At 66.5% G+C, this 19,738-nt stretch carries 20 protein-coding genes; 15 read left to right on the top strand and 5 right to left on the bottom strand.

Annotated elements, in window-relative coordinates; translation table 11 throughout:
- Positions 1 to 351: 351 nt before the first annotated feature.
- The 5 genes from OCT48_RS19400 to OCT48_RS19380 all read right to left on the bottom strand — a co-directional run bounded on the left by OCT48_RS19400 (position 352) and on the right by OCT48_RS19380 (position 6,178).
- Positions 352 to 1,599 (bottom strand): AAA family ATPase, encoded by a 1,248-nt coding sequence (locus OCT48_RS19400; RefSeq protein WP_263590755.1) that lies wholly within the window; start codon positions 1,597 to 1,599, stop codon positions 352 to 354.
- A 31-nt stretch (positions 1,600 to 1,630) separates the two neighbouring features.
- The gene (gene hemL / locus OCT48_RS19395; protein WP_263590754.1) at positions 1,631 to 2,920 is read right to left on the bottom strand and encodes a glutamate-1-semialdehyde 2,1-aminomutase; all 1,290 of its coding nucleotides are present in this window, start codon (positions 2,918 to 2,920) and stop codon (positions 1,631 to 1,633) included.
- A 214-nt stretch (positions 2,921 to 3,134) separates the two neighbouring features.
- Positions 3,135 to 3,965 (bottom strand): bifunctional hydroxymethylpyrimidine kinase/phosphomethylpyrimidine kinase, encoded by an 831-nt coding sequence (gene thiD / locus OCT48_RS19390; protein ID WP_263590753.1) that lies wholly within the window; start codon positions 3,963 to 3,965, stop codon positions 3,135 to 3,137.
- Positions 3,965 to 4,396, bottom strand: coding sequence for a protoporphyrinogen oxidase HemJ (hemJ, locus tag OCT48_RS19385; protein ID WP_263590752.1), 432 nt, complete (start codon positions 4,394 to 4,396; stop codon positions 3,965 to 3,967). Before hemJ ends, thiD begins: the two co-directional genes overlap by 1 nt.
- 9 nt (positions 4,397 to 4,405) lie before the next feature.
- The gene (locus tag OCT48_RS19380) at positions 4,406 to 6,178 is read right to left on the bottom strand and encodes a chloride channel protein (protein WP_263590751.1); all 1,773 of its coding nucleotides are present in this window, start codon (positions 6,176 to 6,178) and stop codon (positions 4,406 to 4,408) included.
- A 117-nt stretch (positions 6,179 to 6,295) separates the two neighbouring features.
- On the opposite strand from OCT48_RS19380, the gene argC reads away from it, so the two are divergent.
- From argC to atpA, 15 genes are all read left to right on the top strand, one after another.
- A complete protein-coding gene (gene argC, locus OCT48_RS19375) occupies positions 6,296 to 7,330 on the top strand; it encodes an N-acetyl-gamma-glutamyl-phosphate reductase (protein ID WP_263590750.1) in 1,035 nt (344 codons plus the stop codon).
- 267 nt (positions 7,331 to 7,597) lie between these two features.
- Positions 7,598 to 7,951, top strand: coding sequence for an iron-sulfur cluster insertion protein ErpA (gene erpA, locus OCT48_RS19370; RefSeq protein WP_263590749.1), 354 nt, complete (start codon positions 7,598 to 7,600; stop codon positions 7,949 to 7,951).
- 101 nt (positions 7,952 to 8,052) lie between these two features.
- Positions 8,053 to 8,820 carry a transporter substrate-binding domain-containing protein gene (locus OCT48_RS19365; protein WP_263590748.1) on the top strand — a complete coding sequence of 256 codons (768 nt, stop codon included), beginning with the start codon at positions 8,053 to 8,055 and terminating at the stop codon, positions 8,818 to 8,820.
- Between the two features lie 99 nt (positions 8,821 to 8,919).
- On the top strand, positions 8,920 to 9,591 hold the full coding sequence (locus OCT48_RS19360; protein ID WP_263590747.1) for an amino acid ABC transporter permease: 672 nt from the start codon (positions 8,920 to 8,922) through the stop codon (positions 9,589 to 9,591).
- 12 nt (positions 9,592 to 9,603) lie between these two features.
- Complete coding sequence (locus tag OCT48_RS19355; RefSeq protein WP_318152535.1) at positions 9,604 to 10,377, top strand: amino acid ABC transporter ATP-binding protein; 774 nt, start codon at positions 9,604 to 9,606, stop codon at positions 10,375 to 10,377.
- A gap of 538 nt (positions 10,378 to 10,915) precedes the next feature.
- On the top strand, positions 10,916 to 12,811 hold the full coding sequence (mnmG, locus tag OCT48_RS19350) for a tRNA uridine-5-carboxymethylaminomethyl(34) synthesis enzyme MnmG (protein WP_263590746.1): 1,896 nt from the start codon (positions 10,916 to 10,918) through the stop codon (positions 12,809 to 12,811).
- On the top strand, positions 12,808 to 13,470 hold the full coding sequence (rsmG, locus tag OCT48_RS19345; protein WP_263590745.1) for a 16S rRNA (guanine(527)-N(7))-methyltransferase RsmG: 663 nt from the start codon (positions 12,808 to 12,810) through the stop codon (positions 13,468 to 13,470). The genes mnmG and rsmG overlap by 4 nt, the downstream gene beginning before the upstream one ends.
- 28 nt (positions 13,471 to 13,498) lie before the next feature.
- Positions 13,499 to 14,269 carry a ParA family protein gene (locus OCT48_RS19340; RefSeq protein ID WP_183383122.1) on the top strand — a complete coding sequence of 257 codons (771 nt, stop codon included), beginning with the start codon at positions 13,499 to 13,501 and terminating at the stop codon, positions 14,267 to 14,269.
- 40 nt (positions 14,270 to 14,309) lie between these two features.
- Positions 14,310 to 15,233: a ParB/RepB/Spo0J family partition protein gene (locus tag OCT48_RS19335; protein ID WP_263590744.1), complete on the top strand. Its 924-nt coding sequence runs from the start codon at positions 14,310 to 14,312 to the stop codon at positions 15,231 to 15,233.
- A gap of 228 nt (positions 15,234 to 15,461) precedes the next feature.
- On the top strand, positions 15,462 to 15,848 hold the full coding sequence (locus tag OCT48_RS19330; RefSeq protein WP_263590743.1) for an ATP synthase subunit I: 387 nt from the start codon (positions 15,462 to 15,464) through the stop codon (positions 15,846 to 15,848).
- A gap of 14 nt (positions 15,849 to 15,862) precedes the next feature.
- The gene (gene atpB, locus OCT48_RS19325) at positions 15,863 to 16,726 is read left to right on the top strand and encodes a F0F1 ATP synthase subunit A (RefSeq protein WP_263590742.1); all 864 of its coding nucleotides are present in this window, start codon (positions 15,863 to 15,865) and stop codon (positions 16,724 to 16,726) included.
- A gap of 65 nt (positions 16,727 to 16,791) precedes the next feature.
- Positions 16,792 to 17,040 (top strand): F0F1 ATP synthase subunit C, encoded by a 249-nt coding sequence (gene atpE, locus OCT48_RS19320; protein WP_126482095.1) that lies wholly within the window; start codon positions 16,792 to 16,794, stop codon positions 17,038 to 17,040.
- A 64-nt stretch (positions 17,041 to 17,104) separates the two neighbouring features.
- The gene (locus tag OCT48_RS19315; protein ID WP_183383126.1) at positions 17,105 to 17,575 is read left to right on the top strand and encodes a F0F1 ATP synthase subunit B; all 471 of its coding nucleotides are present in this window, start codon (positions 17,105 to 17,107) and stop codon (positions 17,573 to 17,575) included.
- A gap of 11 nt (positions 17,576 to 17,586) precedes the next feature.
- Positions 17,587 to 18,126, top strand: a complete 540-nt coding sequence (locus OCT48_RS19310) for a F0F1 ATP synthase subunit delta (RefSeq protein ID WP_263590741.1) — start codon at positions 17,587 to 17,589, stop codon at positions 18,124 to 18,126.
- Between the two features lie 16 nt (positions 18,127 to 18,142).
- The gene (atpA, locus tag OCT48_RS19305; protein ID WP_263590740.1) at positions 18,143 to 19,687 is read left to right on the top strand and encodes a F0F1 ATP synthase subunit alpha; all 1,545 of its coding nucleotides are present in this window, start codon (positions 18,143 to 18,145) and stop codon (positions 19,685 to 19,687) included.
- The last annotated feature ends 51 nt before the right edge of the window (positions 19,688 to 19,738 follow it).

The raw sequence follows: 19,738 nt of genomic DNA, 5'->3' as shown, positions 1-19,738 counted from the left end.
GACACGACGGGGGATGCGGTTTTGGGGAGGGATTCGTGTCAGGACTGTTAAGCCCATGAAACAGGTCAGCGGTACCATGCCGCAGGCTGGCTGGATAAATAATTGCAAATCAATCGATTAACTTGATGATACAGGAAGGAAACAAAACCGTTGCAAGAGTGACACTACCAACACACTGCCATTTTTTCACTTAAAAAACCGTAACTTGTAATGGACCCCCCCGGCTTACGCAGCCGCTATGACTGATCACCAGATGTAACATACAGGCCCTCAGGCCGGCGCAAGAGGGGAAACGTATGCGGTCATCTGGTTCCCTGCGCCTGGGGCCACGGGGCCGAGCCCCGCGGTGGGTCAGGTCCAGTGGGCATGCTCCTGGATCAGCCCGGCGAGCGTCTCGCCGGCATTGTCGGCCGTGGTGTCCAGGTGGATCAGGTGCAGGCGTTCATCATCGGTGAAATCCTCGAAGCCGCCTCGCTGGCGGTGGAGAATGGCCAGGCCGTCCCGGACATCGCCGCCTCGTCGGCTGGCCCGCTTACGGATACGTCGCTCCAGGGTGGCCTCGTCTGCCTCGAAACTGACCAGCAGGACGGGCAGGCCGCGGCTCTCCGCCTGGTGCCGCAACCGGTCCCGTTGCTCGCGCTTGAGACAGGTGGCATCGATGCAGACCGGGAAACCGGCATCCAGGAGTCTCCCGGCGCACTCGGCCAGTCGCCGGTAGGTGCGATCGGTGGCTGCATCCGAGAAGATATCTACAGCCGGTTCGTCGGGAGTTGCCTGTGGATACTCTCCATGCAGGCGCCGGCGCTCCGCGTCCGAACAGACCCGAACCGCCCCCAACTGACCGACCAGGGCGCGAGTGAAGCGACTCTTGCCGCTACTGGTCACCCCCACCCCGATCACCAGCGGGGGGAAGCGGAACTCGGCATGCTGCTCAGCCAGCGTCAGATAGCGACGGCAGGCTCCCATGGTCTCCGCCAGCAGGGCCGGCTGCTCGTCGTCGCCAACGGCGTCCTGCCGACGCCTCAGGGCCCGTCTCGCACCAGCCAGGGCCTCGATCACCCGGAACATCGACAGCAGGCGAGGCATGCCATAGTCGCCGGACACCCGCAGGTAATGATCGAGCGCTCCGTTGGCCAGGCGCGACTCACCACGGATCTCGAGTCCGACCAGCAGCGAGGCCAGGTCGCACCCCGGATCCAGCGCGATCTGCGCACCGAAGCCCTCGAGGTCACGGTCGATGGCATTGGCCATCAATACGCGCCCTTCCTCCACCAGGCGACTGTGGGGATGGTCACAGGCCCAGCTGTGGGACAGCCGGTATTCTCCCCGGGACCGCAGCTCCGGGGTCAGTCGCTCGAGGCTCTCCTGCAGCCAGCGCGCCAGCCCGGCCAGGCGCTCGCGGTCCTCGTCACCGGCCATCAGCGACTCCAGGGCCTTGATCTCGGCGTCCACGCGCTCACTGACTGCCGCCGGGGTGGCCGAGGCGTCCCCATCCTGGCCGCGATGCTCGCGGTGCCAGCCGCTCAGCCGCTCGACCACGGCCTCGAGGGAGACGTCCTCCCCGGCAATCGTGGCGTCTCGGGGATGTCGCTGATTCATCGCACTCTCCTCACTTGGCCACCGGCGCGGGTCACGCCTGGCGCATCGACGCGAAGGCCGCCTCGGCCGCGTCCAGGGTCAGTTGGATATCCTCGGGCGCATGGGCACTGGACATGAAGCCGGCCTCGAAGGCCGAGGGCGCCATGTAGACGCCATGGTCCAGCATGGCGGTGAAGAAGCGGCGGAAGGCGTCGCCATCGCAGGCGGTGGCCTGGGCGAAGTTGTCCACCCGGCTCTGGCCGGTGAAGAACAAGCCGAACATGCCCCCCGCCTGCTGGGTGATCATGTCGATGCCGGCGGCGTCGGCACGCGCCTTGAGGCCATGGCAGAGCGTCTCCACGCGCTGGGCCAGGGCATCATGGAAGCCAGGCTCGCGCAGCTTGGTGAGCAGGGCAATGCCGGCCGCCATGGCCAGCGGATTGCCTGCCAGGGTCCCGGCCTGGTAGATCGGCCCCAGCGGCGAGATGTTCTCCATGATCGCCTGACGACCGCCGAAGGCCCCGACCGGCATGCCACCGCCAACGATCTTGCCCAGGCAGGTCAGGTCCGGCTCGACGTCGTAGTGCGCCTGGGCCCCGCCCATGGCCACCCGGAAGCCGGTCATCACCTCGTCGAAGATCAGTACGCTGCCATGCTGCTCGCAGACCCGACGCAGGGTCTCGAGAAAGCCGGGCTGCGGCGGGATGCAGTTCATGTTGCCGGCCACCGGCTCGACGATGATGCAGGCCACCTCGTCGCCGATCTCCTCGAAGCAGGCCTCGACGGCATCCGGGTCGTTGTAGGCCAGGGTCACGGTGTGCTCGGCCAGCGACGCCGGCACGCCGGGGGAGCTGGGCTCGCCATGGGTCAGGGCGCCGGAACCGGCCTTGACCAGCAGGGAGTCGGAGTGGCCGTGGTAGTTGCCCTCGAACTTGACGATCTTGTCGCGCCCGGTGTAGCCGCGGGCCAGGCGGATCGCCGACATGGTGGCCTCGGTGCCGGAATTGACCATGCGCACCATCTCGATGCTGGGGATCATCTCGCAGATCAGGTCGGCCATGGTGGTTTCGATGGCCGTCGGCGTGCCGAAGGACAGGCCATTGTCGAGGCGCTCGCGCACCGCCCCCAGCACCTCGGGGTCGGCATGACCGGTGATCATCGGCCCCCAGGAGCCGACGTAATCGACGTAGCGCTTGCCCTCCACGTCGAACAGATAGGCACCCTGGGCACGCTCCATGAAGACCGGGGGACGCTCCAGCCCCTTGAAAGCACGCACCGGCGAATTGACGCCGCCGGGAATGTGTCGGCAGGCCCGTTCGAAGAGCTGTGCGGATGTGGTCATGTCAACCCCTTTGCTGTTGAACGAATGTGTCTCGTCGGCCGGAAAGGCCCGTGGCACGGCGCTCCGACCTGTGGATAAATCTCTGGATAAGCTTTTGGCGACCGGTGATCCGATGGTGAATGTCGCCGAAATGCATCGCTTTGTCCCGGAACCCTCCCGATGGTCCTATTCTCGATGCAGATGCCCCGGATGGCCAGTCCATGTCCGACTCGCCTCAGCCTTCCAGAGTCACCGGCAGGCGCCACAGCCGACGCGGCAGGCGCTGGTCCCGTCCCGGCTGCCAGCCATGGGCCAGGGCCTGCCAGGTGAAGGCCTGGGCCTGCTGGCAGGCGCCGACCAGCGACTCCCCCAGCGCCAGGCGGGTGGCCAGGGCCGCCGCCAGGGTGCAGCCGGAGCCATGGAACTGGCCGGGCAGGCGCGGCCAGCTCCACTGGCGGTCGCCATCCGGGGCGTGAAGGGTGTGCACCACCCGCTCGGGGGCGGTGCGGACATCGGGGTCGTCGGTGCCAGTGACCAGCACGCCCTGGCAGCCCAGGTGCATCAGGCTCACCGCGCGCTGGGTCTCGTCCAGGCAGTCGGCGTCGGCCAGGCGAGCGAGTTCCTGGTGATTGGGAGTGAGGATATCCACGAGGGGCAGCATGCGCCGGCGGAAGGCCGCCACCAACCCCTCTGTGGACAACGCCTTGCCCCCGCCGGCCCGCAGGACCGGGTCGACCACCACCGGCACTCCCGGGCGGCGGGCGATGATCTCCACCACCGCCTCCAGGGTCTCCGGGGCGGGCAGCAGGCCGACCTTGATGGCGGCGATCTCGGTGTCCTCGAGGGCGGATGCCATGTCGCGGATGGTGTCCGCCGCCACCGGCTGCACGGCCGTGACATCGCGACAGTTCTGTACCGTCAGGGCGGTGGGGATGGTCAGCGCCCAGCCGCCGCAGGCCGCCACGGCCTCGGCATCGGCCACCAGGCCGGCGCCGCCGGTGGGATCGTGGCCGGCGAGGACCAGCACCATGGGCAGATGGGGGAGCGTTTCAGCGGACGGCGACATCAGAACGGCTTCACGACGGCGAGGATGACGATCGCCAGCAGGGCGATCACGGGCAATTCGTTGAACACCCGGAAGAAACCATGGGTGCGGGAGCAACGCCCGGCGGTGAACTGCTTGAGATAGACCAGGCAGACATGGTGGTAGCCGACCAGCAACACGACCAGAGCGAGCTTGACGTGCATCCAGCCCTGCCCGAGCCAGGCAGGATTGAGATAGAGCAGGGCGCCGCCCAGCACCAGCACGGCGATCATCGACGGCGTCATGATGCCGCGATAGAGCTTGCGCTCCATGACGGTGAAGTAGTCGATGGCCGGTCGTTCCCCCCGGTCCCGGGCCATGGCGTGGTAGACATAGAGCCGCGGCAGGTAGAAGAGGGCGGCAAACCAGGTCACCACGGCCACCAGGTGCAGGGCCTTGATCCAGGGATACATGTCGCTTCCTTAGGCTGGAGGTGTGTCGCTGTAGCGATAGTAACGCTCGATGGCGTCCCGGGTGATGATACCGGAAATCCGCTTCCGCTTCGGCCGGTGACCGTGCTCGACGTAGAGCGCATCCACGGCCTTGTCGTTGAGCCGGGTGAAGGCCTCCGAGAGCGTGGCCTGCAGGTGGATCGGCGCCATGTCCAAGCGCTGGCCGGGGATCTCCATCAGGTCCAGCTTGCCGTCCTTGCCGATCTTGTCATCGTCATCATGCTCCAGCATCCAGCGGGCCAGATCCGCGGCCTTGAGCGCCAGGGCGGGCTTGTCGTCGCTGGAACGCTCGATGACCACCCAGACCGGCTTGGCCTCCAGCAGGGCACTGGCCTGTTCCCGGGTCACCCGCCGGCGGGTACGCACCAGGTCACGCTCCATCACCGCCGGCACCGAGACCCGCGAGAGGGCCTGCATCAGGGGCTGCTGCAGGGGATGCAGGCCATGCCGGGTGACGCTGATGAAGAAGCCGTCGCAGCCACACAGCTGACGGGCGGTCAGCCCGGCCACCACCACGGCCAGCATGCCCGGCAGGATCAGGTTGGGATTGTGGGTCAGCTCGAGCAGCGCCATCAGCGCGGCCAGCGGCGCCTGGAGCACGGCGCCCATCATCGCCGCCATGCCGAGCATGGCATAGACCTCGGGGCCGGTGGCCAGCCCCGGCATCAGTTGGGCGCCGAGCAGGCCGCACAGGGCACCGGCGGCCCCTCCCGCCACCAGGATCGGGCCGATGATGCTGACCGGGATACCGCAGGCCACGGCGCCGGCCGTCAGCAGCAGCTTGCCGATGGCCACCGCCAGCAGGACGTCCAGGGTCAGCTCGCCGGCCAGGGTCAGGCCCAGGGTGTCGTAGCCCATGCCCTGCACCTGGGGATACCACCAGGCGACGGCACCGACCAGGCTGCCGGCCAGGGCGAAGCGTGCCGCCACGGGCAGGCCATCGAGCCGCACGCCGGAGCGCGCCACCCGCACGAAGAGACCGGCCAGCAGGCCGATGACCAGGGCACTGACCACGATCCAGGGCAGGTTGAACAGCGAGCCCAGCGCCACACTGGTCTCCTGGAAGGGGCGCTCGAAGCCGAACACCGCCTGCGCCACTACGGCCCCCATGGTCGAGGCCAGGATCACCGGCATGAACCCGGTGATGGTGTACTCCATCATCACCACTTCCATGGCGAAGATGACCCCGGCGATGGGGGTATTGAAGGACGCCGAAATGCCCGCCGCGGTGCCGCAGGCGACCAGCACGCGCAGGCTGTTGTGGGGCAGGCGCAGGCGCTGGCCCAGCCCGCTGGACGCCGCCGCGCCGAGATGGATGGCCGGGCCCTCGCGCCCCGCCGAGAGCCCGCCCAGCACCGAGATCAGCCCCACCCACCACTGGGTGAGCCAGTTGCGCAGCGGGAAGCGTCCCTGGTGGTAGGTCAGCCGAGAGATCACATGGGCCACGCCGATCTGGCGACCGGCGACCGGCTGGCGCCACAGCCACAGGCCGATCAGCGCCACCGCCAGCAGCGGCAGGAGCGCCCGGGCGGCCGGCGTCAGGCCCTCGAAGGCCTCGGGATTGCCGCCGGGCAGGAAGACCATGGCCCCGAGGGCCAGCAGCAGACGGAAGACCACCATCAGGCCGCCGGTGATCAGCCCCGACACCACCCCGAGCACGCACAGCTGGGGGAGAGCATCGACACTGGCCAGCTGGCGACGAAATCGGTCCAGGTTGTAACGGGGTAACGGCAGACGCGGCAAGCTGACCTTCCTGTTCGTCCCGGCGACAAGGCCCCACCCGGTCTGGGTGGAGCACGCCTCTCTTGTGTATCATATCCAATCACAGAGGTCCCAGCGTCCCACAACGAGGAGTCCATCGTGATCAAGGTCGGAATCGTCGGCGGCACCGGTTACACCGGTGTCGAACTGCTCAGGCTGCTGGCCCGTCACCCCGAGGTGCGCATCGAGGCCATCACCTCGCGCAGCGAGGCCGGCCTCGGCGTCAGCGAGCTCTACCCCAACCTGCGCGGCCACTACGACGAGTTGCGCTTCAGCGAACCGGATCCCGCTCGGCTGGCGGCCTGCGATGCCATCTTCTTCGCCACCCCCCACGGCGTGGCCCATGCCCTGGCCGGTGAGCTGCTCGAGCGCGGCACCCGGGTGATCGATCTCTCGGCGGACTTCCGCCTGCGCGATGCCGTCGAATGGGAGAACTGGTACGGCCAGCCCCACGGCGCCCCCGAACTGCTCGACGACGCCGTCTACGGCCTGCCCGAGGTCAACCGCGAGCGCATCCGCCAGGCCCGGCTGATCGCCGTGCCCGGCTGCTATCCCACCGCGGTACAACTCGGCCTGCTGCCGCTGCTGGAGGCCGGACTGATCGATGTCGAGCACGTGATCGCCGACTGCAAGTCCGGCGTCACCGGGGCCGGCCGCGGGGCCAAGGTGCCCTCGCTGCTGGCCGAGGCCAGCGAGTCCATGAAGGCCTACGGCGCCTCCGGCCATCGCCACCTTCCCGAGATCCGTCAGGGCCTGGGCGATGCCGCCGGCGGCCCGGTGGGGCTGACCTTCGTGCCCCACCTGACGCCGATGATCCGTGGCATCCACGCCACCCTCTACGGGCGCCTCACCGGCGAGCCGGGTGACCTCCAGGCGCTGTTCGAACAGCGCTTCGCCGGCGAGCCCTTCGTCGACGTGATGCCGGCTGGCAGTCATCCCGAGACGCGCAGCGTCAAGGGCGCCAACGTCTGCCGCCTGGCCGTCCACCGCCCCGGCGACGGCGACACCGTGGTGGTCCTCGCGGTGATCGACAACCTGGTCAAGGGCGCCTCCGGCCAGGCCGTGCACAACCTCAACCTGATGTTCGGCCTCGACGAGCACGCCGGCCTCGACGCCCCGGCGATGATGCCCTGAGCTTGACTCCACCACCTCAGGCTGCCGCCAACCTAGCGTGAGAGGCGCCGGGGACAGGTCGTAGAGGGGGTCTTTTGCCCATGGAAGGCAAAAGTAGTGCCCATGGATGGGTTCACAGCGCCCCCTCGCAGACCTGTCGACGGTCTAGCCTCGAGCGACAACGTTAATGTCGATAGCCCTGCCCGCCGGCAATAGTTGACCCTTTTGCTGGGGGTTGTGGATAATCGTCGTCCTGCACGACATTCACCGATTCCGGGGAGGTCACCCATGAGCGGTGCCGCAACCTTCGTTCCCACCCCCTTGCTGCTCTCCGACAGCGCCAAGGCGCGGCTCCATGCCCTGATCGAGGAGGAGGGCAACCCCCGCCTCAAGCTGCGGGTCTACGTGACCGGCGGCGGTTGCTCGGGCTTCCAGTACGGCTTCGACTTCGCCGAGAATGTCGCCGAGGACGACACCCTGGTCGAGTTCGGCGAGGTGGCGCTGGTGGTCGACCCGCTGTCCTATCAGTACCTGGTCGGCTCCACCGTCGACTACGAGGAAGGCCTGGCCGGCGCCCGCTTCCTGATCCAGAACCCCAATGCCACCACCACCTGCGGCTGTGGCGCCTCCTTTATGGTCTGATACTTAGCGTTGAGTCGGTCCCCTTCCGGAACTTGACGCTTTCACGACAACTCGCCATGGTTGATTAGGTACTCCAAAACAAATTATCCATGGAGAGTCACATGAAACGTCACTTGAAGGCGGCCTCGCTGGCTTCCTGCCTCGGCCTGACCCTGGGCCTGTCCGGCGCCGCCGGCGCCGACAACCATGTGGTCGATGTCGTCACCGACCCGAGCTTCGTGCCCTTCGAGATGATGGACCAGGAAACCGGCGAGATGGTCGGCTTCGACATGGACATCATCGCCGAGGTCGCCGAGCGGGCCGGTTTCGACTACAACCTGCGCACCATGGACTTCAACGGCATCATCCCCGCCGTCCAGACCGGCAACGTCGACATCGCCATCGCCGGCATCACCATCACCGACGAGCGGGCCGAGATCGTCGACTTCTCCGATCCCTACTACGACAGCGGCCTGCGTATCCTGGTCAATGCCGACGACGACAGCGTCGACAGCGTCGAGGACCTGGAAGGCAAGAAGATCGGCACCAAGATCGGCTCCACCAGCTACGACTATCTGGAAGAGAACCTCGGCGATTCCGCCGACATCACCCCCTATCCGGGCTCGGGCGACATGTACATGGCCCTGCTCGGCGGCAGCGTCGATGCGGTCTTCTATGATGCCCCGAACGTCGGCTACTTCTCCCAGACCCGTGGCGAGGGCCGCACCAAGGTCGTCGGGCCGCTCTACGAGGGGCAACAGTACGGCATCGTCTTCGTCCAGGGCAGCGAGTGGGTGGAACCCGTCAACGAGGCCCTGGCGGCCATGAAGGAAGACGGCACCTACGACGAGATCCACGCCAAGTGGTTCGGCAGCCCCAGCGACGAATGACGCTGACGCTCGCCTGATGACGGGGTCGGGTCCCATGACCCGGCCCCGTTGCGTTGCGGCCCACCGCTTCTCCACCAAGAACCTTGACGGAGATCCCTCTTGGACGTCACTTTCCAGTTCGACTGGCAGGCGGCCTTCGCCTCCATTCCGTACCTGCTGACGGGTATCCCCTATACCCTGCTGATCTCCTTCGGCGGGCTGGCCATCGGCTTCATCATCGGCATCATCTTCGGCCTGCTGCGCATCAGCCCGGTCGTCTGGTTGCGCTGGCCGGCCGTGGCCTACATCGAGATCTTCCGCGGCACCCCGGTCCTGGTCCAGGTGCTGTTCATCTTCTACGGCCTGCCGCAGCTGCTCGGCGGTCCCATCAACGCGCTGGTCGCCGGCATCGCAGCGATCGCGGTGAACTCCGGGGCCTACATCTCGGAGATCGTCCGCGGCGGCGTCCAGTCCATCGAGCGCGGCCAGCGCGAGGCCGGCCTGTCCCTGGGGCTGTCCCGGCGCCAGACCTTCCGCTACATCATCTGGCCCCAGGCCTTCCGTCGCATGATCCCGCCGCTGGGCAACCAGGGCATCATCAGCATCAAGGACACCTCACTGTTCTCGGTCATCGGTGTCGGCGAGCTGGTCCGCCAGGGCCAGGTCTACATCGCCACCACCTTCAACGCCCTGGAGGTGTACCTGATGGTCGCCATGCTCTATCTGGTGATCACCCTGTCGCTGTCGGTGGCGCTGCGTTTCCTGGAGCGCAAGGGCCTGGTCGGACAATAAGGAATGCGAGCCATGAACCAAGAGACGTCCAAGTCCGGCGGCGAGCCCATCGTGCGCCTGGACAAGGTCAACAAGCACTTCGGCAGCCTGCATGTCCTCAAGGACATCGACCTCGAGGTCAGCCCCGGCGAGGTCGTGGTGATCATCGGCGCCAGCGGCTCGGGCAAGTCCACCCTGATCCGCTGCATCAATGGCCTCGAGGAGTTCCAGAAGGGGAGCCTGGAGGTGGACGGCAAACCGCTGCTGCCCTACGGCAAGGCCACCAAGGCGCTGCAGAAGATCCGCACCGAGGTGGGCATGGTGTTCCAGCAGTTCAACCTCTTCCCCCACCTCAGCGTGCTGGACAACGTCACCCTGGCCCCCATGAAGGTGCGGGGCTGGAGCCGGGCCGATGCCACCGAGACCGCCGAGCGGCTGCTCGAGCGGGTCGACATCAGCGACCAAGCCGCCAAGTATCCCGGCCAGCTGTCCGGCGGCCAGCAGCAGCGGGTGGCCCTGGCCCGGGCCCTGGCCATGGAGCCCCGGTTGATGCTCTTCGACGAGCCCACCTCGGCGCTGGACCCGGAGATGATCGGCGAGGTCCTGGATGCCATGCGCGAGCTCGCCAACGAGGGCATGACCATGATGATCGTGACCCACGAGATGGGCTTCGCCCGGGAGGTCGCCGACCGGGTGATCTTCATCCACAAGGGAGAAATCGCCGAGGAGGGCCCCCCCGAGACGATCTTCGATTCGCCCCGGGAGGAACCCACCCGGAACTTCCTGGCCCGGGTGTTGAAGCACTGAGGCCACGCCTCGTGCCCCGGAACAAGGCCCTGTCGACCGCGACAGGGCCTTTTTTTTGGCCTGTGGACAAGATGCCCGGCATGGACGGGTCGATCCGCCCCTGGCGCCCATGATGCCGGGGCTGGGGATGAAACACGGTGGTTGTTCACAGGCGCGGTGACAAGCGCGGTAGAGGACGGTGGACAAGCGGTGCCTGGTCGCGGCTGTGGGCAACTCGCCCTTTCGTCCACAGCTCCCGAACATCTCCTCCGCAGGCAGCACGCCGCTTTTCCTTGTCGTGGTCAACAATACAAGCTGTTGAAAAATAAAAGCTAAGAACGCTTATCCACGAAAAGTATCCACACCAGTAATTACTACAACAACAGAACTTCTCTTTCTTATTCTATGTATTTGTTTATCTGCTACCCGGGGATGGCGGGCACCTGGTCCTCCGGGTGTGGAAAACCCTGACGATTACCCACAGGAGGGTTATACTGGCTGGCTGATTTCATACCCCCGATTCGCAATATCGGCGCCGTCGCGCCGAACGAGGTGAACCTTGGAGTACCCCGACCGCTTCGACGTCATCGTCATCGGTGGCGGTCATGCAGGGACCGAAGCCGCCCTGGCCTCGGCCCGCATGGGCTGCCGGACCCTGCTGCTGAGCCACAACATCGAGACCCTGGGCCAGATGTCCTGCAATCCCGCCATCGGCGGGATCGGCAAGAGTCACCTGGTCAAGGAGATCGATGCCCTCGGTGGGGCCATGGGCCTGGCCACCGACCTGGGCGGCATCCAGTTCCGGGTGCTCAACGCTCGCAAGGGCCCCGCGGTGCGCGCCACCCGCGCCCAGGCCGATCGGGTCCGCTACAAGGCGGCGATCCGCGGCATGCTGGAGAACCAAGCCAACCTGACGCTCTTCCAGCAGGCCGCCGGGGACCTGATCGTCGACGGCGACACCGTGCGTGGGGTGGTGACCGAGACCGGCGTGCGCTTCCTCGGCGCAAGCGTGGTGTTGTGCACAGGCACCTTCCTCGGCGGGGTTATCCACATCGGTCTCGATCACAGCCGCGGCGGTCGAGCCGGCGATCCACCCTCCAATGCGCTGGCCGAGCGACTGCGGGCCCTGCCGTTCCGGGTCGATCGGCTGAAGACCGGCACCCCGCCGCGTCTCGATGCCAAGACGCTCGACTTTTCGATCCTCGATGAGCAGCCCGGCGACAGCCCCACCCCGGTGATGTCCTACCAGGGCCGCCGGGAGATGCATCCGCGTCAGGTGAGCTGCCATATCGCCCACACCAACGAGCGCAGCCACGAGATCATCCACGCCAACCTCGACCGCTCGCCGATGTTCTCCGGGGTGATCGGCGGCGTGGGGCCGCGGTATTGCCCGTCGATCGAGGACAAGGTGCACCGCTTCGCCGACAAGGCCAGCCACCAGATCTTCATCGAACCCGAGGGGCTGGATACCCACGAGCTCTACCCCAACGGCATCTCCACCTCGCTGCCCTTCGATGTTCAGTTGCAGGTGGTGCGCTCGATCCGGGGACTGGAAAACGCCCATATCACCCGGCCCGGCTATGCCATCGAGTACGATTTCTTCGATCCCCGGGACCTGAAGCATTCCCTGGAGACGAAATTCATCCACAACCTGTATTTCGCCGGGCAGATCAACGGCACCACCGGGTACGAGGAGGCCGGCGCCCAAGGGCTGCTGGCCGGGCTCAACGCGGCACGGCGTGCCCGGGGCCTGGACGCCTGGTGGCCGCGGCGCGACGAGGCCTACCTGGGCGTGCTGGTGGACGACCTGATCACCCTGGGCACCAAGGAGCCCTATCGGATGTTCACCTCCCGGGCGGAATATCGCCTGCTGCTGCGCGAGGACAACGCCGATCTGCGCCTCACCGAGGCCGGCCGGGAGCTCGGGCTGGTGGACGAGGCGCGCTGGAGCGACTTCAGCATCAAGCGCGAGGCCATCGAGCGCGAGAGCGCCCGCCTCAAGGCCAGCTGGGTACAACCCGGCACCGAGGCCGCGGCGCGGGTCGCCACCAAGACCGGCAAGCCGCTGTCCCGCGAGTACAGCCTGATGGACCTGCTCAAGCGCCCGGAGCTCGGCTACGCCGACGTGGCCGACCTGAGCGGCGAGCCGGTGGCGGACGAGCGCGTGGCCGAGCAGGTGCAGATCCAGGCCAAGTACCAGGGCTACATCGACCGGCAGCAGGACGAGATCGACAGGCTCAAGCGTCACGAGGCCACGCGACTGCCCGAGGACCTGGACTATGCCCGGGTCGAGGGGCTGTCCCACGAGATCCGCCAGAAGCTCGCCGAGGCCCGGCCGGAGACCCTGGCCCAGGCCTCGCGGATCTCCGGCGTCACCCCGGCGGCGGTGTCCATCCTGCTGATCCACCTCAAGAAGCGTCGCCTGCTCGATGACAGCCGGGTGGCCAACGGATGACGAGCGACGACAAGCGACTCAAGAACCGCCTGGAGGGCGGGCTGGACGAGCTCGGCCTGCGCGTGGACGAATCCCGCCGCGAGCGGTTGCTGGCCCTGGTGGGGCTGTTGCACAAGTGGAATCGCGCCTATAACCTCACCGCGGTACGCGACCCCGAGGAGATGGTCACCAAGCACCTCCTCGACAGCGCCGCCGTGCTGCCCTTCGTCACCGGGCCGACGGTCCTCGATGTCGGTGCCGGCCCCGGCCTGCCGGGCCTGGTGCTGGCGATCCTGGCCCCCGACCTGCGGGTGACGCTGCTCGACAGCAACGGCAAGAAGGTACGCTTCCAGCGCCAGGCGGTGATGGAGCTGGGGCTGGCCAACGTCAGCCCGGTGCAGGCTCGAGTCGAGGCCTTCACGCCGCCCGCGGGGGGCTTCGACCAGGTGATCTCCCGGGCCTTCGCCAGCCTCCAGGACTTCGTGACGTTGAGCGAGTCGTTGCCGAGCGTGGACGGGCAATGGCTGGCCATGAAGGGGCCTGCCGTGGAAGATGAACTGGGCGGGTTGCCCGACGACGTGGCGGCGGTCGCCTGCCACGAGCTGAAGGTGCCCTTCGAGGCCGGCAGCCGCCGGCTCGTGATCCTCGAGCGCACTCATACCACCCAGGGCCGCCCCTGAGGCGTCCGTCACTCGCAAGGAAGTCGCCGTGACCAAGATCATCGCCTTGACCAACCAGAAGGGGGGCGTGGGCAAGACCACCACCGCCGTCAACCTGGCCGCCAGCCTGGCGGCGCTGGACCGTCGCGTGCTGCTGGTCGACCTGGATCCCCAGGGCCATGCCACCATGGGCAGCGGTGTCGACAAGCACGAGCTGGATGGCAGCGTGCTCGACGTGGTGCTCGGCGAGCGCCGCTCCAGCGAGGTCATCCTCGACTGCCCCGAGGCGGGCTATGCCCTGCTGCCCGGCAACGGCGACCTGACCGCCGCCGAGGTGGAGCTGCTGGATCGTGACGAGGGGCGCGAGCAGAGCCTGGTCAAGGCCCTGGCCGAGGTGGCCGGCGAGTATGACGTGGTGCTGATCGACTGCCCGCCGTCGCTCAACATGCTCACCGTCAATGGCCTGACCGCCGCGGACGGCGTGCTGATCCCCCTGCAGTGCGAGTTCTATGCCCTGGAGGGACTCTCGGCGCTGCTCGATACCGTGGAGCAGATCAAGGACAGCGTGAATTCGCGCCTCGAGATGTTCGGCATCCTGCGCACCATGTTCGATTCCCGCAACAGCCTGACCCGGGATGTCAGCAAGCAACTGCGCGACTACTTCGGCGATGCCTTGCTCAAGACCACCATCCCGCGCAACGTGCGGGTCGCCGAGGCCCCGAGCCACGGCCTGCCGGTGACCAAGTACGCCCGCTTCTCGCGGGGCAGCCAGGCCCACCGGGTGCTGGCCAAGGAACTGATCCGCCGACTGTCGCTGTAACCCGTGCACCTACTCCGCTCTTAGTGATGAGGGATTGTCGATGACGCGTAAACGCGCCCTGGGACGCGGCCTGGATGCCCTGATCGGCGCCGGCGCCCACCGCCGCGAAAGCCTGGACCTGCCCGAGGTCGACGCCACGCTGCAGGACGGCGAGCTGAATGGCGCGGTACCCGAGGCCGCCGGCGCCGAGGAACGCCTCGAGCGCCTGCCGCTGGGCCAGCTGTCCCGCGGCAAGTACCAGCCCCGTCGGGACATCCAGCCCGAGGCCCTGGAGGAACTGGCCGACTCGATCCGCGCCCAGGGGGTCATGCAGCCCATCGTGGTGCGACCGATCGGCGAGCAGCGCTACGAGATCATCGCCGGCGAGCGGCGCTGGCGGGCGGCCCAACTGGCCGAGCTCGACGTCATTCCGGCGGTGGTGCGTGAGGTCAGTGACCAGGTCGCCCTGGCGCTCGCCCTGATCGAGAACATCCAGCGCGAGAACCTCAATCCCATCGAGGAAGCCATGGCCCTCAAGCGGTTGCTCGACGAGTTCGAGCTGACCCAGCAGCAGGCCGCCGATGCCGTGAGTCGTTCCCGGGCCCAGGTCGCCAACCTGCTGCGCCTGCTGGCCCTGGATCCCGAGGTGCAGACCCTGCTCGAGCGCGGCGACCTGGACATGGGCCATGCCCGGGCCCTGCTGGCGCTGTCCGGAGCCAAGCAGCGCAAGGCCGCCCACGAGGTGGTCAACAAGGATCTCACCGTGCGCGCCACCGAGGCACTGGTGAAGCAGCTGAGCAGCGGCGAGACGAAGAAGGCCGAGAGCCCGTCGCCGAGCCCGGACGTGGCCCGCCTCGAGTCGCGCCTGGCCGACCTGCTCGGCGCCCCGGTGAAGATCCAGCACGGCCGCGGCGGCAAGGGGCGAGTGACCATTCGCTACGCCAGCCTCGACGAGCTGGATGGCATCCTCGACCACATCCGCTGAGCGACCTGCTCGAGCGACGCGAAAGCGATTAGCGAGCTAAATAGTGGTGCGGGTCTTTTCTCGACTTTTAGTCGTAAGCTGGCGCGATATCGCGCGAAATCGGTTCGTGATCGGTTGAAGCCTTGAAGGGCCTTCCCTATAATCGCGCCGGACCCGCCGTTGGCATCCTGAGCGGCGGTCCTCGAGGCAGATGGGACGCCAAGCGTCGGCAGAGTTCACGGAGACCCCATGGCAGCCAGCATCAAGCGTCCCAGCGTCCGACGACTGCTCCTGGTGCAGGTCGCGGTGGTCGGCCTCGCAACGGCGCTCGCCGCGGGATCGGGAGGCGCTCCCGCCGCGCTTTCGGCGCTGCTGGGGGGGATGGTGGCCTTCCTGCCCAACGCCTATTTCGCCTGGCGAGTCTTCCGCTATCAGGGGGCTCGGCATTCCAGGAACATCGTCAACGGCTTCTACCGCGCGGAAGCCGGGAAGTTCGGTTTGACGGCGGCTCTGTTCACCCTGGTGTTCATCACAGTGCCCCCCTCAAACCCCGCTTTCTTCTTTGGCGCTTACGTGGTGACGCTGTTCGTCCACTGGCTGGGACCCTGGCTCCTTAGGCGACCGTCACACACCTGAAATCGAGGCAGATCATGGCAGGCAACAACCCGACTCCGACGGAGTACATCCAGCACCACCTGCAGAACCTGACCTTCGGGAATCATCCGGAGCACGGCTGGAGCATCGCCCATTCGGCCGAGGAGGCCGCCGAGATGGGCTTCTGGGCCGTTCACCTCGACACCCTGGGCTGGTCGATCGGCCTCGGCCTGATGTTCATGCTGCTGTTCCGCAAGGTGGCCCAGAGCGCCACTACCGGCATCCCCGGCGGCGTGCAGAACTTCGTCGAGCTGATGGTCGAGTTCGTCGACAACTCGGTCAAGGACACCTTCCACGGCAAGAGCCAGCTGATCGCGCCGCTGTCGCTGACGATCTTCTGCTGGGTCTTCCTGATGAACCTCATGGACCTGGTGCCGGTGGACGTCCTGCCCACGCTGGCGCAGAAGGTCGGTGCCATGTTCGGGGCCGATCCCGCCCACGTCTACTTCAAGGTCGTGCCGACCACCGACGTCAATGCCACCCTCGGCATGTCGCTGTCGGTCTTCGCCCTGATCATCTTCTACACCATCCGCGAGAAGGGCTTCTCGGGCTTCATCGGCGAGCTGACCCTGCACCCGTTCAACTCCCCGAACAAGCTGGTGCAGGCGCTGTTCGTGCCGATCAACTTCCTGCTCGAGACGGTGACCCTGATCGCCAAGCCGATCTCGCTCGGTCTGCGTCTGTTCGGCAACCTCTACGCCGGCGAGCTGATCTTCATCCTGATCGCCATGATCGGGCTGTGGCAGCTGCCGCTGCACTTCCCCTGGGCGGTGTTCCACATCCTGGTCATCACCCTGCAGGCCTTCATCTTCATGATGCTGACCATCGTCTATCTCGCCATGGCGGTGGAAAAGCACTGACCGTTCAACCCTTAACCCACTCACCCTTAACCATTAACCACTAAACGAAAACTGGAGAGACCACCATGGAAGCACAAGTTCTGGGTATGACCGCCATCGCCGTGTCCCTGCTGATCGGCCTGGGTGCACTGGGCACCGCCATCGGCTTCGGTCTGCTGGGCGGCAAGTTCCTGGAAGGCGCGGCGCGTCAGCCGGAAATGATCCCGATGCTGCAGGTCAAGATGTTCATCGTCGCCGGCCTGCTGGACGCCGTGACCATGATCGGTGTGGGTATCGCGCTGTTCTTCACCTTCGCCAACCCGTTTGTCGGTTAAACCGCGACGGTCGCAAGACCCGTCGTGACGTTAACCCCAAACCTGTGACGCGAGAGGTGCTGGCGTGAACCTGAACCTAACCCTGATCGGCCAGGCTATCGCCTTTGCGTTCTTCGTCTGGTTCTGCATGAGGTTTGTCTGGCCGCCGGTCATGCAAGCCCTGCAGGAACGTCAGAAGAAGATCGCCGATGGCCTGGATGCTGCCAGCCGTGCTTCACGCGATCTCGAACTGGCCGAAGAGCAGGCCAACGAGACGCTGCGCGAGAGCAAGGAGCAGGCGGCCGAAATCCTGGAGCAGGCCCACAAGCGGTCCAACCAGATGATCGACGAGGCGCGTGAGCAGGCCCGCCAGGAAGGCGAGCGCATGATCACGCAGGCCAAGTCCGAGATTGAGCAGGAAATCAACCGCGCGAAGGATGAACTGCGCAGCCAGGTGTCGCGGCTCGCCGTGGTGGCCGCGGAGCGCATCCTGGAGTCCGCCATCGACGAGAAGCAGCACGGCAAGCTCGTTGACAAACTCGCCGAAGAGCTCTGAGGAGGTGACCCATGGCGGAACTGTCAACCGTCGCTCGCCCCTACGCCAAGGCGGCCTTCGAACACGCCGTTGAGACCCAGGCGCTGGCCGACTGGTCCGGCATGCTCGCCACCGTGGCGCAGGTCGTCGCCGACGACGACCTGCGCCGCCGGGTGCTGGGCAATCCGCGCCTTTCCAGCGCGCAGAAGGCGGATGTGCTCGTCGATATCTGCGGCGACGCCGTCGACGACGGCGTCCGCAACTTCCTGCGCCTGATCGGCCAGAAGGGGCGCCTGTCGGCCCTTCCCGCCATCGCCGAGCAGTTCGAACTGCTCAAGGCCCAGCAGGAGAAGCGCATGGACGTGAACATCGTCTCCGCCTTCCCGCTGGACGACGGGCAGCAGGACAAGCTGGCGAGTGCGCTGGCCAAGCGTCTGAACCGCGAAATCTCCATTACCACTCAGGTGGATTCCACCCTCCTGGGAGGCGTCATCCTGCGCGCCGGCGACACCGTCATCGACGGGTCGGTGCGTGGTCGACTGAACCGCCTCCACGAGGCCCTTTCCGCCTGAGTCTGAGGGACATGGCATGCAGCAACTGAATCCTTCCGAGATCAGCGACATCATCAAGCAGCGTATCGAGAAGCTGGATGTCGCATCCGAAGCCCGTAACCAGGGCACCATCGTCAGCGTGTCTGACGGCATCGTGCAGATCCACGGCCTCGCCGACGCGATGTTCGGCGAGATGATCGAGTTCCCCGGCGGCATCTTCGGCATGACGCTCAACCTCGAGCGCGACAACGTCGGCGCCGTGGTGCTGGGCGACTACCTGCAGCTCGAAGAGGGCATGACCGCCCAGTGCACCGGCCGCATCCTCGAGGTGCCGGTGGGCCCCGAGCTGCGCGGTCGCGTGGTCGATGCCCTGGGCAACCCCATCGACGGCAAGGGCGATATCAACGCCAAGATGACCGACGCGGTGGAAAAGGTCGCCCCCGGCGTCATCACCCGCCAGTCCGTCGACCAGCCGATCCAGACCGGCTTCAAGTCCATCGACGCCATGGTGCCGATCGGTCGCGGCCAGCGTGAGCTGATCATCGGCGACCGCCAGATCGGTAAGTCCGCCATCGCCATCGACGCGATCATCAACCAGAAGGGCAAGGACGTCACCTGCGTCTACGTGGCCATCGGCCAGAAGCAGTCGACCATTGCCAACGTGGTGCGCAAGCTCGAGGAGCACGGCGCCATGGAACACACCATCGTGGTCGCCGCCGGCGCCGCCGATCCGGCCCCGATGCAGTTCCTCGCCGCCTACTCCGGCTGCACCATGGGCGAGTACTTCCGCGACCGCGGCGAAGACGCCCTGATCGTCTACGACGACCTGTCCAAGCAGGCCGTGGCCTACCGCCAGGTTTCCCTGCTGCTGCGTCGTCCGCCGGGCCGCGAGGCCTTCCCGGGTGACGTCTTCTACCTCCACTCCCGCCTGCTCGAGCGTGCCGCTCGCGTGAACGCCGACTACGTCGAGAAGTTCACCAATGGCGAGGTCAAGGGCAAGACCGGCTCGCTGACCGCCCTGCCGATCATCGAGACCCAGGGCGGCGACGTCTCCGCCTTCGTGCCGACCAACGTGATCTCCATCACCGACGGTCAGATCTTCCTCGAGACCGACCTGTTCAACTCGGGCATCCGTCCGGCGATCAACGCCGGCCTCTCGGTATCCCGTGTCGGTGGTTCGGCCCAGACCAAGGTCATCAAGAAGCTCGGCGGCAGCGTGCGCCTGGCCCTGGCCCAGTACCGCGAGCTGGCGGCCTTCGCCCAGTTTGCCTCCGATCTGGACGAGGCCACCCGCAAGCAGCTCGAGCACGGTCAGCGCGTCACCGAGCTGATGAAGCAGCACCAGTACTCGCCGATGTCCGTGGCCGAGATGGCCGTCTCCCTGTATGCCGCCAACGAGGGCTACCTGGAGGACGTCGACGTCAAGAAGGTGCTGGACTTCGAGCGTGCCCTGCAGGACTTCATGAAGTCCGAGTACGCCGAACTGCTCGACAAGATCAACCAGACCGGCGACTACAGCGACGAGATCAAGAATGGCCTGAAGGAAGGTCTCGACAAGTTCAAGGCGACTCAGAGCTGGTAATCCCGTCGGCCCGTTCCCGCCAGGGAGCGGGCCCTGGAGCTTTCTGAGGCC

This window comes from Halomonas sp. M4R1S46 (genome assembly GCF_025725685.1).
Lineage (GTDB): Bacteria > Pseudomonadota > Gammaproteobacteria > Pseudomonadales > Halomonadaceae > Halomonas.
Note: the sequence above shows the minus strand (reverse complement) of the source record. Positions and strands in the feature narration are given on the sequence as shown.